This window comes from Pseudomonas fluorescens, from assembly GCF_018614655.1.
GTDB lineage: Bacteria > Pseudomonadota > Gammaproteobacteria > Pseudomonadales > Pseudomonadaceae > Aquipseudomonas > Aquipseudomonas fluorescens_BX.
Window position 1 is genome coordinate 203,667 of the sequence record NZ_JAGGOG010000011.1, and the last position, 14,527, is coordinate 218,193.

General features: G+C 60.9%; 13 protein-coding genes. 10 read left to right on the top strand and 3 right to left on the bottom strand.

Annotated elements, in window-relative coordinates; genetic code table 11:
- The first annotated feature begins 182 nt into the window (after positions 1-182).
- Positions 183-614: a hypothetical protein gene (locus J7E41_RS11325; RefSeq protein WP_214992820.1), complete on the top strand. Its 432-nt coding sequence runs from the start codon at positions 183-185 to the stop codon at positions 612-614.
- A gap of 118 nt (positions 615-732) precedes the next feature.
- Here the strand turns inward: J7E41_RS11325 and J7E41_RS11330 are convergent, their stop codons facing one another.
- From J7E41_RS11330 to J7E41_RS11340, 3 genes are read right to left on the bottom strand one after another with little or no spacing between them, the layout of a single operon-like run.
- Complete coding sequence (locus J7E41_RS11330; RefSeq protein ID WP_214992823.1) at positions 733-2,073, bottom strand: MFS transporter; 1,341 nt, start codon at positions 2,071-2,073, stop codon at positions 733-735.
- A gap of 40 nt (positions 2,074-2,113) precedes the next feature.
- A complete protein-coding gene (locus tag J7E41_RS11335; protein WP_214992836.1) occupies positions 2,114-3,646 on the bottom strand; it encodes a class I adenylate-forming enzyme family protein in 1,533 nt (510 codons plus the stop codon).
- 2 nt (positions 3,647-3,648) lie between these two features.
- On the bottom strand, positions 3,649-4,827 hold the full coding sequence (locus tag J7E41_RS11340; protein WP_214992838.1) for an acetyl-CoA acetyltransferase: 1,179 nt from the start codon (positions 4,825-4,827) through the stop codon (positions 3,649-3,651).
- 152 nt (positions 4,828-4,979) lie between these two features.
- Here J7E41_RS11340 and J7E41_RS11345 point away from each other — a divergent pair, with 152 nt between their 5' ends.
- From J7E41_RS11345 to J7E41_RS11385, 9 genes are all read left to right on the top strand, one after another.
- Entirely contained in the window at positions 4,980-5,552 is a 573-nt protein-coding gene (locus tag J7E41_RS11345) for a LuxR C-terminal-related transcriptional regulator (protein ID WP_214992840.1), read from the top strand.
- Positions 5,553-5,683: 131 nt separating this feature from the next.
- The gene (locus J7E41_RS11350; RefSeq protein WP_214992843.1) at positions 5,684-7,114 is read left to right on the top strand and encodes a phosphatidylserine decarboxylase family protein; all 1,431 of its coding nucleotides are present in this window, start codon (positions 5,684-5,686) and stop codon (positions 7,112-7,114) included.
- A gap of 200 nt (positions 7,115-7,314) precedes the next feature.
- Positions 7,315-8,169 carry a MurR/RpiR family transcriptional regulator gene (locus J7E41_RS11355; RefSeq protein WP_214992845.1) on the top strand — a complete coding sequence of 285 codons (855 nt, stop codon included), beginning with the start codon at positions 7,315-7,317 and terminating at the stop codon, positions 8,167-8,169.
- A 21-nt stretch (positions 8,170-8,190) separates the two neighbouring features.
- Entirely contained in the window at positions 8,191-8,733 is a 543-nt protein-coding gene (ddpX, locus tag J7E41_RS11360; protein WP_214992848.1) for a D-alanyl-D-alanine dipeptidase, read from the top strand.
- A 115-nt stretch (positions 8,734-8,848) separates the two neighbouring features.
- Complete coding sequence (locus J7E41_RS11365) at positions 8,849-10,408, top strand: ABC transporter substrate-binding protein (RefSeq protein ID WP_435304120.1); 1,560 nt, start codon at positions 8,849-8,851, stop codon at positions 10,406-10,408.
- Positions 10,409-10,495: 87 nt separating this feature from the next.
- On the top strand, positions 10,496-11,512 hold the full coding sequence (locus J7E41_RS11370; protein ID WP_214992854.1) for an ABC transporter permease: 1,017 nt from the start codon (positions 10,496-10,498) through the stop codon (positions 11,510-11,512).
- Between the two features lies 1 nt (position 11,513).
- Positions 11,514-12,413: a D,D-dipeptide ABC transporter permease gene (gene ddpC / locus J7E41_RS11375; protein ID WP_169354340.1), complete on the top strand. Its 900-nt coding sequence runs from the start codon at positions 11,514-11,516 to the stop codon at positions 12,411-12,413.
- 2 nt (positions 12,414-12,415) lie between these two features.
- Positions 12,416-13,402, top strand: a complete 987-nt coding sequence (locus J7E41_RS11380; protein WP_435304121.1) for an ABC transporter ATP-binding protein — start codon at positions 12,416-12,418, stop codon at positions 13,400-13,402.
- Positions 13,402-14,349 (top strand): oligopeptide/dipeptide ABC transporter ATP-binding protein, encoded by a 948-nt coding sequence (locus J7E41_RS11385; protein WP_214992861.1) that lies wholly within the window; start codon positions 13,402-13,404, stop codon positions 14,347-14,349. The genes J7E41_RS11380 and J7E41_RS11385 overlap by 1 nt, the downstream gene beginning before the upstream one ends.
- Positions 14,350-14,527 lie beyond the last annotated feature (178 nt).

Here is a 14,527-nt window from a genome sequence, read left to right on the forward strand (position 1 = left end):
CCCACGAGAGTAATGACCAATCCTGAGACCGGAAAAGAATATCGGGATCTATTGATATTCAATAAAGAGCGACAACCTTCAGCACCCCCCTGCCCCCCTGACGCAAAAACTACCCGCACGCGCCTTTCGGCTGGTATGGTGCCGCGCTTGAAAAAACCACCGACTTTGCAAGGAATAGGACGTTGAACACTGACGAAAAAATGACCGGGGACCTGTTTGAAGTGGACAAGCGCCTGTCGCTCAAGCCCGTGGTGGATTTCAACAGCTATCTGATTGCCGCCTTCGCCGCAGGTCCCTGCGCCTGTGTACGTTGCGTGGCCAGTAGCGGCGACGAGACTGGTTACGACTTTCAGCACACCTTCGACTTCCAGGGCCAGACGGCCAACCGTCGCTTCGCCTCCACTGCGGGCAGCGATGTGCTGCTGATGCTGAAAAAAGCCTGGCTGTCGTACACCAAAGCCGAACTGCCCCTGAGCGGCACCCTGGTGCTGGCGACGGTGAAGGAGTTTGTGGAGCCGCAGTTGCACAAGCGGTTGTTGCCGCTGCTGGTGGCGAGTGGGTTGGTGAAGGATGTGGATGGAGATTTGCAGATCCAGCCGCAAGCGGCGGGTTGATAGACCCGCGACCTGCGATGGTCATCTATTGAATCCACCGAAAACCCTGAAACTGTTTGTAAGCGGCCCCAGGCGGCGGTCCTGCGGCCCGCATCGCAGCCTCGTGCCTCGGCAGCGGCTACAGAGGAGCGGTGTGACCCAACTCCCCTCGCCCATCCACAGGCGTTACCACCGCACTGCCACTGGCGACAAAATCTTCCTTGCGCAAAATCACCAGGGCGATCAGCGATACCACACCCGTGCCGACATAAAAGTACCAGGGCGACGTGATGTCGCCGGTGGCCTTGATCAGCCAGGTGGAGATCAGCGGTGCACTGCCACCGAACACCGCCACCGGGACGTTGTAGGCCACGGCAATCCCGGTGGAGCGGATGCGTGTGGGCAGCAGTTCACTCATCAGCGCGTACGTTGAGGAGGCATACAGTCCGAACAGGATCGCCACCGCCATCAGCGGGAAGAAGAACGAGCTGGTCGTCGCCGTCGGGGCCGACTTGAACAGCCAAAACATCGCCAACGTGGCCAGCGTACCGACCACCAGCAAGAACGGCTTACGCCCGTACTTGTCGGTGAACGCGCCGCCAAACGGCATCACAAAAGCCGCCGAGAAGCTGGCGACAAACACGTAAAGCAATGTGGTGCCGCTGTCGAACTTGAGGATTTTCGCCATGTAGGTCGAGGCGAAGGTCAGTACCAGATAGAAGATCGAGCTGTGCAAGGTGATGATGAAGAACACCAGGGCAATCGCCCGTTTCCACTGCCAGACTTCACGCAGTGGTGCCCGGGAGGTCTGCCCTGCGCGCTGCAAGGCGAGGAATTCGGGGCTGTCTTCGAGCTTGAGGCGGATGTACATGGAGATCATGCCCAAGGGCGCGGCGATCAGAAACGGAATGCGCCAGGCCCACTCTTGCATCAGCTCGGCGCCGAGGATCCAGGTCATGCCGTTGGCCACTGCGCCCCCTACCAGCAGGCCGAGTACCGCCGTCACCATCAGCCAGCAGGTGGCGAATCCACGTCGACCGGGGCCGGCGTATTCGGAGATGAAGCTCGTCACCGTGCCAATTTCACCACCCGCCGAGAAGCCCTGCACGCAACGCACCAATACCAACAGGATGGGCGCGGCGATCCCAATACTGGCGTAGGTCGGCAACAAGCCCAGCAGGCACGTCGAACCGGTCATCATCACCAGCACGGTGATCAGGGTTTTGCGTCGGCCGATCTTGTCCGCCAGCGGGCCGAAGAACAGCCCACCCAGAGGTCGGATGAAAAAACTCAGGGCAAACGCGGCAAAACTCGCCAGCAGGCTGGTGGTGGGGTCGTCGGAAACGAAGAATGCCTGGCCGATATACACGGCGAGAAAACCGTAGACGCCGTAGTCGTACCACTCGATCAGGTGGCCGGAGGTGGCACCGATAAACGCACGGCGCCGCTTGCGGGCCGTGTCTTGCTGTTGAATGCCCATCTAGAGGACTCCTGTCTGATGTCTGTCCATGGAAAACGCTTCAGGGAACGGCGGTAACGCTCGTGTCTTTCAACCACTGCCGCAATTCGGTCTTGAGCACCTTGCCGTAGCTGTTCTTCGGCAAGTCGCTACGAAACAGGTACTTCTTGGGTTTTTTAAACGAGGCCATGCGCTCGATAAACCAGGCATTGAGCAGCGCTTCATTGAGCGCCTGTGCGTCCCGGGAAACCACGAAGGCTACCACTGACTCGCCCCACTGCGTATCCGGTTCACCAACCACGCAGACTTCAAACACATCCGGGTGCTGCGCCAGCACTTCCTCGACTTCCCGCGGGTACACATTGCTGCCGCCGGTGATGATCACATCCTTGGAGCGGTCGGTGAGTGTCAGGTAGCCGGCCGGGTCCATAAAGCCGATGTCGCCGGTCAGTAACCAGCCCTCTACCAGCGTTTGGCGGGAAGCGGTTTCGTTATGCCAATAACCCTGCATCACGGTGGCGCCACGCACGGCGATTTCTCCGCGCTCGCCGCATGGCGCAGGGTGATGGTTGGCATCCAGGATGCGGATTTCCACACAGGATTGCGCCTGGCCAACAGACGCCGCCAGCGTGGGCCAATCAGACCGTTGCCGGTCGGCGATCAGCTCACGGGGCAAGACGCTGATGGTCATCGGGCTCTCGCCCTGGCCATAGATCTGCACCAGGCGCGGGCCGAAGGTGTCCACGGCATCCCTCAGGTCGGCCAGGTACATCGGGCCACCGCCGTAGACGATGGTCTTGATCCCCTCGCCTGCGTATCCCTGGCGACGCGCCTGTTCCACCATGCGTTTGACCATGGTCGGCGCGGCGAACAACGAGACATTGCCCAGTTCCGCCGCCAGCCCGAACAGTTCGGCGGCATCAAAACCACAGGACTCTGGGACCACATGGCGAGCGCCGCAGCGCACATGAATAAAGTTGTAGAGACCGGCGCCATGGGACATCGGCGCGGCATACACCGCGGCGTCCTCGGCGCTGACCGGGTCCACGTCCGTGGCGTAGCACAGCGACATGGCGATCAGGTTGCCGTGGGACAACATCACGCCCTTGGACCGCCCGGTGGTGCCGGAGGTGTAGAACAGCCAGGCCAGGTCGTGGTCCTGACGAACGCAGGGGTATTCCAATCCCAAACTGCTGGCGATAGCCGGCTGCGCCCGTCCGTCCAGCTCGCGACACCCGGCAGGCAAACCCAGGGATGAAAACACCTGGCCGCCGTCGGTGAAGATCAACCGGGCCTCGGCGTTTTCGGCAATCCAGGCGGCTTCGCCAGGGTGCAGTTTGCTGTTGACCGGCACCGCCACCGCGCCGACCCACCAAATGGCGTAGAGCAATTCCAGGTATTCACAACAGTTCTTCATCAACAGCGCCACGTGGTCGCCCGGCACGATGCCGTGAGCGTCCATCAGGTGCGCGGCACGTTGACGAACGCGGGTGGCAAAGGTGGCGTAGTCGGCGACTTGGCGGGCGCCTTCAAACAGCGCCGGGCGGTGCGGATAGCGGCGGCTGGTATCGTGCAGCCAATTGGCGATATTCATCCTCAGCTCCGGCGTACTTGCAGCACCGAGGCATAGCTGGCGACCGCCATCCCGCCCATATTGAACACCAGGCCAAACTCGGGGTTGGGCACCGACAGACCAATGGGCTCCCCCGTCAATTGACGAAACGCCAGGGCATGCATCGAGACCCCGGTGGCGCCCACCGGATGCCCTTTGGCCTTAAGTCCGCCGGACAGGTTCACCGGCAAGCGCCCGCCAGCGCGCACTACACCGGAATCCAGCGCCCGATGCCCTTCGCCCTTGGGCGCCAGGCCCATGGCTTCGTAGATCAGCAGTTCGGCGATGGTGAAGCAGTCGTGGACCTCGGCAAAACTCAGGTCTGCCAGGGTCACATTGGCCCCGCGCAAGGCCGAGTGAATCGCCCGCTGCGGGCCGTCAAAGGCGAGGATGTCGCGCTGGGCAATCGGCAGGAAATCATTGACCTGAGTCATCGACCGAATCTGCACGTCACGCCGAAACAGCCGGGCACGCTTGGGCGAGGCCAGGATGATGGCGGCGGCACCGTCGCTGATCAATGAACAATCCGTCAGGCGCAGAGAGTCCGCCACATACGGGTTGCTCTGGGAAACGTTGTTGCAATGTTCGAAATCCATGACCTTGCGCATCTGCGCCAAAGGATTGGCCATGGCATTGGAATGGTTCTTGGTGGCGATGGCCGCCATCGAGGCCATCGGGCAGTGGTAGCGTTCGGCGTACTGCCGCGCGGCCATGCCGAACAACTGCGGGAAACTCAAACCGGCTTCAGCCGCATCGTTCTGATAGCCGGCGCCGGCCAGCGCCCGGGTGACCTCGGCGGTGGAGTTACCGGTCATTTTTTCCGCACCCACCACCAGTACCAGTTCGGCTGAACCGGAGAGAATCGCGTTGATTCCCGCCTGAATCGCCGCCGAACCCGAGGCACAGGCGTTCTCACAACGGGTGGCCGGTTTGAACCGCAGGCCGGGATCGGCTTGCAACATCAGCGAGGCAGGAAAACCGTCAGGGACCATCCCCGAGTTGAAGTGCCCAAGAAACAGCGCATCGATCTCCGAGGCGTCAATGGCCGCGTCCGCCAGGGCCTCGCGGGTAACCTGGACGATCAGGTCTTCCAGCTTGGCACCGTCCAGGCGACCAAAACGGGAGTGACCGGCAGCAACAATCGATACGCAATCAACAGGCATGTTTAATTTCTTCTTCTCTTGGCTCGAACTTTCCCTACAATGAACTACCGTGCCAATTTCCCGCTAGTTCGTGCAACTACTTACAAGGGTAAGTAGCCGCTGCGACAGTCGGTGTTCGCCATGGCCGGATTCAACCTGAGGCAGGATGCCCAATGACCGTCTTTGCACAACAACTCCAAGACATCGAATGCCTGGCGTTCAAGGTGTCACCCGCCCCGCAGCTGATCACCAGCCACCGGATGATGCTCGACTGCAATGAAGCCTTCCTGCAGCTGTTCGGCTATCAGCGCGACGAGCTGCTCAATCAGTTGACCCTGCTGATCTACCCCTCCCAGGCGGACTACCAGGCCATCGGCAAGCGCAGTCTCGACTGGTTGCACAACAGCCCCAGCGACTCCTATTCCGATGAGCGCTTCATGCAACACAAGAACGGCGAGGTGTTCTGGGCCAAGTCCCATGGCTACACCCTGACCCCGGACGACCCGTTCAAGCTGATGGTCTGGCACTTCGAACGCCTGAACCGTACGCACCACGCCACCGGTGACCTCACGCCCCGGGAGCGGGAAATCGCGATGCTTATCGTCAACGGACTCAAGTCCAAGGAAATCGCCAAGCAACTGGAAATCTCCCACCGCACCGTGGAAGTCCACCGGGCGCGCTTGATGAAGAAAATGCAGGCGAAAAATATTGTCGAACTGGTGTCGAAGATCATTTTTGTCAGTTGAGCATGGGCGCTTATGCACCCTTGTCTGGGCCATTTATAGCCAACGATTACAACCCCCGGGTCCTGCGGTAGCTACGCTGAACTTCGCTTAAACGGAGTTCTCGCAAGCGTCTATCTTAAAGGACTAACAAAATGGCTCAATTCGATCGTTCCACCGCCTCGTCTAAACACCCGTCAACCCCGCCCCGTGTAGAGAGCACTCGATCCAACCTCCTCACCCTCGATAACGCCGGCCCCGTGCAGATGGGTTTCTGGGTGCCCAACCGGGTGTGGGCCACCGCCAAGTTCCTGGTGCCTCTGCGCGACTTCATCGCCGCCAAGAAGAAAGCCGGTACGCTCACGCCAATGCGCCCGCAACTCACCGAATTCAAGCACTGGGTGACCACCAATAGCGTGTACCGCATGTGGGTGGTGTCGATGATCGACCAGTCCAATGCCTATGTCTTGACCCTGGACCCCGAGACCCTGGAACAGATCAAGGACCAGGATGGCGACGCCGTGTGGATCAAGGACTACGACAGTTTCTTCGAGATCCTCAACGAGATTGTCACCACCTCCTCCTCGTTCAATGCCACGGCGCAGGTGGGAACGCCGATGAACGCCTTCCTCGCCATTTCCATGGCCACTGAAGCCGGCGTCGCGATGTTTCACGACGCGACGTTCAACCAGCAATTCAAGAAAGTGCTGGATACCTGGAACACCTTCCTCAAAAGCCCCGACTCCCTCGACAAACTGGACATCAGCGATCCCGAGAAAGAAGGCTCGTGGATTTCCAAAGCTGCCTGGGCCGCAGGCGTGTGGGACCAGATGGAGTGCGACCCCGAGCAGCCGGGTTATGGCTTCGATTCCTGGAACTCGTTTTTCATCCGAAAATTCGTGCCCGGTGCACGCCCTTTCCAGGGCGACCCACTGACCCAGATCGACATTGGTTGTGAGACCACGCCGTGGCAATACGAAAACACTATCGCCTTCGAGACCGACTTCTGGATCAAGGACGTCAACTATTCGCTGCTGGATCTTTTTGCCGGCCAGGCACAATGGGCAAAGCCGTTTGAAGGCGGCCAGATCTATCAGGGATTCTTGTCCGCCACCCACTACCACCGCTGGAACGCACCGCTGGACGGCACCATCCTGCGCTCATGGGTGCAACCGGGCACTTACTTCGCCCAACGCCCGGCTCAGGGTGAAGGTGAAGGCACTTGGGAAGGCACCGAGTCGCAGCCCTACCTGGGGCATGTGGCGGCTCGCGCTATCTTTATTTTCGAGCACGCCACCTGCGGCTATGTGGCGCTGATCTGCATCGGCATGGTCGAGGTGTCGACCTGCATCATTGAACCGCAGTTTATCGTCAACGAAGGCAGTGCTCCGGTAGCGATTACTCGCGGCACGGAAATCGGCCACTTCGAGTTCGGTGGTTCGACCCACATGATGGTGTTCCAGAAAGATCGGGTGCGCCTTGAGCAATGGGCGATTGATGCGGTGGCCCACCAGAACGATCCTCAACCGACCGCCATGGGGACGGTGATTGCTACGGCGTTGGATACGCAAAAGAAAGGTCGCTAACGATTCAACTGTGGGAGTGGGTTTGTGTGGGAACGAGCAAGTCGAATCGTCGCACCACCGCTCCCACATTTTGTTCTGCGGCGCTTAATTGATCAGCGGAAAAGTCATTGTATTGTTGTAACTGCCAATGTTATGTTTCTAACAACATCAACAAATATGAAATCCAGATAACATTTGCTGTCACCCTTTTCGAGACCGTCATGGACAAGAACAGCTTCCAACTGACGCTGGAACAACAGTTCCCCACGCTGACGCCCACCGGTAAGCGCATTGCCACTTATCTGCTGGGCAATCTGCAGCAATTGCCGTTCGAGACCGCCGACAGCATCGCCCAGCAAGCCGGGACCACCGGCATTTCGGTAGGCCGCTTCTTGCGTACCCTGGGCTATCGCAACCTGGATGACGTCAAGCAAGGTTTACGCGGCGACACACCAGCGTCGTGGTTGATCACTGACCGGCTAGGAGCCTTTCGCAACGAGAATGATCAGGAAGACGCCCTCGACCGCTCCCTGAACCGGGAAATCGAGGCCATCCAGCATGTTTATGGCCTGGCCCGCAGCCAGGCTTTCAACGCTATCGTGCAGCAGATTGTCGAGGCTGATGCCGTGTTTATCCTCGGCATCCAGTCCACCCGCGGCATCCTCAGCGCCTTCCACAGCCACCTGGAATACATTCGGCCCAAGGTCTATTACGTCGATGGCCTATCGGGGATCTACGCCGAGACCCTGAACTCGGGTTTTGAAAAACCCTACGCGATCATTTCCGACTTCCGTGCCTACTCCGCCGTAACGCCGACGTTCTGTGAAACCGCCAACTTGCACCAATTGCCGCTGGCCTTGATCACCGATCTGCAATGCCCCTGGGCCCGGGATTACGAGCTGGACCTGCTGCAACTGAAAACCGATGTAGGCCAGTTCTGGGATTCCCTGGCACCGCTGGCCTGCCTGTTCAACTTGATCGTCTCTGCTGTCGCCGAACAGTACGGCGAGCGCCTGGATGCGCGCCTGGCGAAAAACCGTGCCCTGCAACAGGCCTTCGGCCAGTTTGAATCCTGACCCTTGAGAGGATGTGTTTGCGTGAATAACAGTCCCTTGGTAGAGATCGACCCCCAGGTGTACCCGGTGCAGATCGACCTGATCTACGCCAGCGCCGACAACCTGGCCGGCCGTGTGATCTATCGCAATAACCGTTGCCTGCTGCATGTCGACGCGGCCGCCTGCCTGCGCAAGGCCAGCCAGGCAGCGCGCCAGGCCGGGTTGACCCTGCGCATCCTGGATGCCTATCGGCCCGCGTACGCCCAGCAATTGCTCTGGCAGGTTCTGCCCGACCCCAACTACGTAAGCGACCCGCGACTGGGATCACATCACACCCGAGGCGTGGCCATCGACCTGACCCTGGTGGACGAACACGGCGAAGCCCTGGACATGGGCACCGCCTTCGACGCCATGGAACCCAAGTCCCACCCGTTCTACCCCGACTTGCCGCCCCAGGTGCAACGCAATCGCCTGTTGTTGATGGGGATCATGCTGAGTGCCGGCTTCAAGGCCATCACCACCGAATGGTGGCACTACGAGCTGCCGGACGCCGAACACTTCCCCCTGATCGAGGAGCCCCGCTGACCGTTTACCGCCACACCACAACAATAAGCAGCACGCCTTAGCTCCAACTGCCCGGTTATACATTTAATAAAAAACCTGACGACGTTCCCCTCATCTGATGATCAAGGAAACCGGCATGACCCTTAATACCGTGACTACCCGCAAGACCCTCGCCCTGTCCCTGTTGTGCGCCGCGCTGAGCCTTGGCGCCTGGCAATCGGCAAGCGCCGCCGCGCCCAAGGACACCCTGATGATCGGCAAGGCCGCCGACCCGCAAACCCTCGACCCCGCCGTAACCATCGACAACAACGATTGGGCGGTGACCTACCCGGCGTACCAGAAACTGGTGGCCTACAAGGTTGAAAACGGTAAAGGCAGCACCGAAGTCCAGGGCGACCTGGCCGAGAGCTGGAGCATTTCGCCGGACAATCTGGTGTGGGACTTCAAGCTCAAGCCCGGCAACAAATTCGACGACGGCGCGGCAGTGGATGCCAATGCGGTGAAGTTCTCCTTCGACCGCCTGATGAAGCTCAAGCAAGGCCCTTCCGGCGCCTTTCCGGATGACATGGCCGTCAGTGTCGTCGACCCGATGACCGTGCGCTTCACCCTGACCAAACCCTATGCGCCCTTCCTCTTCACCCTCGCCCACAACGGCGCCGGCATCATCAACCCGGACGTGGCCAAACAGGGCGATATCAACGCCTACCTGTCGACCCACACCGCCGGCTCCGGTGCGTTTCGCCTGAGCAACTGGCAGAAAGGCCAGGCCCTGACCCTGGAGCCCAACACCTACTACGCCGGGCCCAAGCCAAGTCTGAATAAGGTGGTGATCAAGATCATCAGCGAAGCCTCGGTACGGCGCCTGCAACTGGAACGGGGTGACCTGGACATCATCGAGGACATGCCCGAAGACCAGCTCAGCACGCTGGCCAGCAAACCAGGGATTGTCGTCGAAAAATTCCCGTCGCTGCGGGTAACGTACCTGTACCTGAACAACAAAAAAGCCCCGCTGGACAACCGTGACGCACGCCAGGCCATCGTCGATGCGCTGGATTACAAAGGCATCGTCGATGGCATCCTCAAGGGGCAGGCCAAGTTGATGAACGGGCCAATCCCGGATGGCATGTGGGCCCATGACGCCAGCCTGCCGGTGATGAAACAGGACGTGGCCGCCGCAGAGGCCAACCTCAAGAAACTGCCGCAGAAAATCAGCAACCTGAACTTTGTCTATTCGGATAAAGACGCCAACTGGGAGTCCATCGGCCTGACCCTGCAAGCCGGCCTGGCGCCATTGGGGATCAACCTGAAGATGGAGAAACTGGCCAATGCCACGATGCGTGAGCGCCTGGGCAAGGGCGACTTCGACGTCGCCATCGGTTCCTGGAGCCCGGACTTCGCCGATCCCTACATGTTCATGAACTTCTGGTTCGACTCCAACTTGCAAGGGCTGGCGGGCAATCGTTCGTTCTATAGCAACCCCCAGGTGGACACGCTGGTGCGTGATGCTGCGGCCAATAACGACACCGCCAAGCGTATCGAGCTGTACCAGCAAGCGCAGAAGATCGTGCTCAAGGACGCGGTCTACGCCTACCTGTATCAGAAGAACTACAGCCTGCCGATGCGTGATTCGGTGAAGGGGTATGTGTTCCATCCGATGTTGGAGCAGGTGTTTAACGTGGCGCAGATCAGTAAGTAACCCGCTCCCCGCTCGCCACAGGTAAGCCCGCTCGCCACAGATATGCCCCACACACAGAAAACCTGCTCGCCACAACGAGGAGCCCCCATGGCCTTCCTGAATATTCTGCGCAAACGCCTGTTCGGCCTGCTGTTGGTCGTGATCGGTGTTTCAGTGATCACCTTTTGCATCTCCCACCTGATCCCGGGTGACCCCGCGCGGCTGATCGCCGGCGACCGGGCCAGCGATGCCATTGTCGAGAACATCCGCCATCAACTGGGCCTCGACCTGCCGCTGTATCAACAGTACGGCCGCTACATGAGTGACCTGCTGCACGGCGACCTCGGCACCTCGATCCGCACCAGCCGCCCGGTGCTGGAGGACCTGCAAGCGTTCTTCCCGGCCACCCTGGAACTGGCCCTTGCCGCCCTGCTGCTGTCAGTGCTGGTGGGCGTTCCGCTTGGGGTGTTATCGGCGGTCTATCACAACCGTGCCATCGACCAGATCGCCCGCACGTTGGCCGTCACCGGCATTTCCACCCCGGCGTTCTGGCTTGGGTTGGGGCTGATCGTGTTGTTCTACGGCCAACTCGGCTGGCTGCCCGGCAGCGGTCGACTGGACGAAGGCCTGGAGCCGCCCCACACCATCACCGGGTTCTACCTGGTGGACGCGTTGCTGGCCGGGGATATCCCGCTGTTTCTCAACGCCCTGCAACACCTGATCCTGCCGGCGATCACCCTGGGTTTCGTCAACCTCGGCGTGGTGGCGCGGCAGATCCGTTCGGCAATGCTGGATCAGTTGGGCGAAGACTATATCCGCACCGCGCGTGCCTACGGCCTGTCACGTTGGGCGGTGATTCTGCGGCACGCGCTGCCCAACGCGCTGATTCCCTCGGTCACCGTCCTCGGCCTGACCCTCGGTGACTTGCTCTACGGCGCCGTGCTCACCGAAACCGTGTTCGCCTGGCCCGGCATGGGCGCCTATGTGGTCAAGTCGATTCAGTCCCTGGATTTCCCGGCGGTGATGGGCTTCGCGATCCTCGTGTCGTTTATTTATGTGCTGCTGAACATGGCGATCGACCTGCTGTACCGGGTGATCGATCCGCGTATCGGCGAGGTGAATTGAGATGACCACGCCTGTGACTATCCCCCTGCCCGTGCCGTTGGCCCAACGCCCGACCCTGCACGCGCGCCTGGCGTACCTGGCTTATCAAGTACGGCGCAGCCCGCTGACCATTGCCGGCCTGACCATCACCCTGATCGTACTGATCTGCATGGCGTTCGCGCCTTGGCTGGCCAGCCACGACCCCAACGCCCTCAACCTGGCCCAACGCCTCGCCGCCCCCTCGGCCGAGCACTGGTTCGGCACCGATGAAGTGGGCCGCGACCTGTTCAGCCGTGTATTGCATGGCAGCCGTCAATCGGTGGGCGTCGGCCTGTTCGTGGCCTTTGCCTCGTGCCTGGCAGGCGGCCTGCTGGGCTGTCTGTCGGGGATCATCGGCGGGCGTTTCGACGGCCTGATCATGCGCCTGATGGACATCATGCTCTCGGTGCCGTCCCTGGTGCTGATCATGGCCCTGGCCGCCGCGCTGGGCCCGAGCCTGTTCAACGCGATGCTGGCGATCACCGTGGTGCGCATTCCGTTCTACGTACGCCTGGCCCGTGGCCAAGCCTTGAGCATCCGCCAGATGGGTTACGTCAAGGCGTCCCAGACCTTCGGTGCCGGGCGTTGGCATATCGTCTCCTGGCACGTGGGCCGCAACGCCATGCCGCCCTTGCTGGTGCAACTGAGCCTGGACATCGGCAGCGCCATTCTCATGGCCTCGGCCCTCGGCTTTATCGGCCTGGGCGCACAACAGCCCACCGCCGAATGGGGCGCGATGGTCGCCACCGGGCGTAATTTCATCCTCGACAACTGGTGGTACTCGACCTTCCCGGGGCTGGCGATCCTGATCACCGCCACCGGTTTCAACTTGCTGGGTGACGGTGTGCGTGACCTGCTTGATCCACGGCAACAGGGGAAATGAGCATGTCCAGTCCAGCGGTCCTCGCCATCGACAACCTGAGCCTGGAATTCCCGGCTTACCGCAACAATGTCCAAGCCCTTAACGGTGTGTCACTGCACGTCAATCCCGGCGAAATCGTCGGCGTGGTGGGCGAGTCCGGTTCGGGTAAATCGGTCACCGCGATGCTCAGCTTGCGCCTGCTGCCGGAGCGCAGTTACCGGATCACCCAGGGCAGCTTGCATATGCTCGGCCGCGACATGCTCGGTGCCCAGGAAAAAGACCTGTTGCAGGTCCGTGGCCGTGACGCCGCGATGATCTTCCAGGAGCCCATGACCGCCCTCAACCCGACGCGGCGCATCGGCCGGCAAATGCTCGACGTGATCATCCATCACCAGCGCCTGAGCAAAGCCGAGGCCCGGGCCAAGGCTATCGCCCTGCTCAAGGACATGCACATCGCCGACCCCGAGCAGATCCTCGACAGTTACCCCTTCGAACTGTCCGGTGGCATGCGTCAGCGAGTAATGATTGCCTTGGCGTTTTCCTGCGATCCACAACTGCTGATCGCCGACGAACCGACCACGGCCCTCGACGTCACGGTGCAGCGCCAGGTGCTGTTGCTGCTGCGGGAAAAGGCACGCCAACGCGGCACCGCGATCCTGCTGATCACCCACGACATGGCGGTGGTCTCGCAGTTCTGCGACCGGGTGTACGTGATGTACACCGGCGCCGTGGTCGAAGAAGGCCCCACCGCCCAAGTCATGGGCGATCCCCGGCATCCCTACACCCAAGGCTTGCTCAGCGGCCTGCCGGAGCAGGTACAACCCGGCGAAGACCTGCTGACCATCCCCGGCCAAGTGCCCAACCTGGCCGCCCTGCCCTCGGGCTGTACCTTTCGCGAACGCTGCCCCCACGCCATGACCCAATGTGCCGAACGCCCGCGCCTTAACCTGATCGATCCGGCCCGCCTGCGCAAAAGTGCGTGCTGGTTGTCCGCCAAGGAGTCTGTGTGATGACGGTTTCCCAAGATCCCTTGCTGACCCTCAGGGACGTGCAGGTGAAGTTCCCGGTAAAGAACGACTGGCTGGGCCGGCCCCGGGGCTATGCCCATGCCCTTAACGGCATCGACTTGCAGGTGCGCCCGGGAGAAACCCTGGGGATTGTCGGCGAGTCCGGCTGCGGTAAAAGCACCCTCGCCCAACTGCTGATGGGCCTGGTGGCGCCTAGCGGCGGCGAGGTGGACTGGGTCTACAACAACGCCCGGGAGCGCCATCGCCATGTGCAGATCGTGTTCCAGGACCCGCAATCGTCCCTCGACCCGCGCCTGCCTATCTGGAAGATCATCACCGAACCGCTGTTCGCCCTGGGCGATACCCCCAGACGCGAAATGCGCGCCATCGCCGCCAAGGTGGCCGAGCAAGTGGGCATTCGCGCCGAGTACCTGGACCGCTACCCGCACCAATTCTCCGGCGGGCAACGGCAACGGATCGCCATTGCCCGGGCCCTGGCGTCGAACCCGAGCATTCTGGTGCTCGACGAACCGACCTCGGCTCTGGACATCTCGGTGCAGGCGCAGATCCTCAACCTGTTAGCGGAGTTGCAACGGCGGTTGGGCCTGACCTATATCCTGATCTCCCACAACGTTTCGGTGGTGCGGCACATGGCTGACCGGGTGGCGGTAATGTATCTGGGGCAGATTGTAGAGCTGGGGGATGCCGAGCAGGTGCTGGGGCAGCCGCGGCATCCGTATACGCAGTTGCTGCTGGAGGCGGTGCCGAAATTGGGGGTGGCGTTGGATGATGCGTATGTCAGCGCGGCGACGGAACTGCCGGGGAATCGGGTGTTGCCCAGTGGGTGTTTTTTTCTGGAGCGGTGTTCGAGGCGTACGCAGGGGTGTGAGCAGAGGCAGGGGTTGGTGGGGAGTGGGCATCAGGAGGTGCGGTGTCATTTGGTGCTTTGATTGGGGGCATATCCATTGCTGCGGTTACGGCGGCTATTGGTTTCGCCCTTACGGCGACTCACTTTGCAAAAGCGGCAAAGTAAGCAAAACGCTCTTGCCCCACCACTCGGCACCTCGCTCAGGCTCGGTGTGCCCGTAATCCGACATTGATTTGGGGGGCCGCCGCCATCGGCCATCC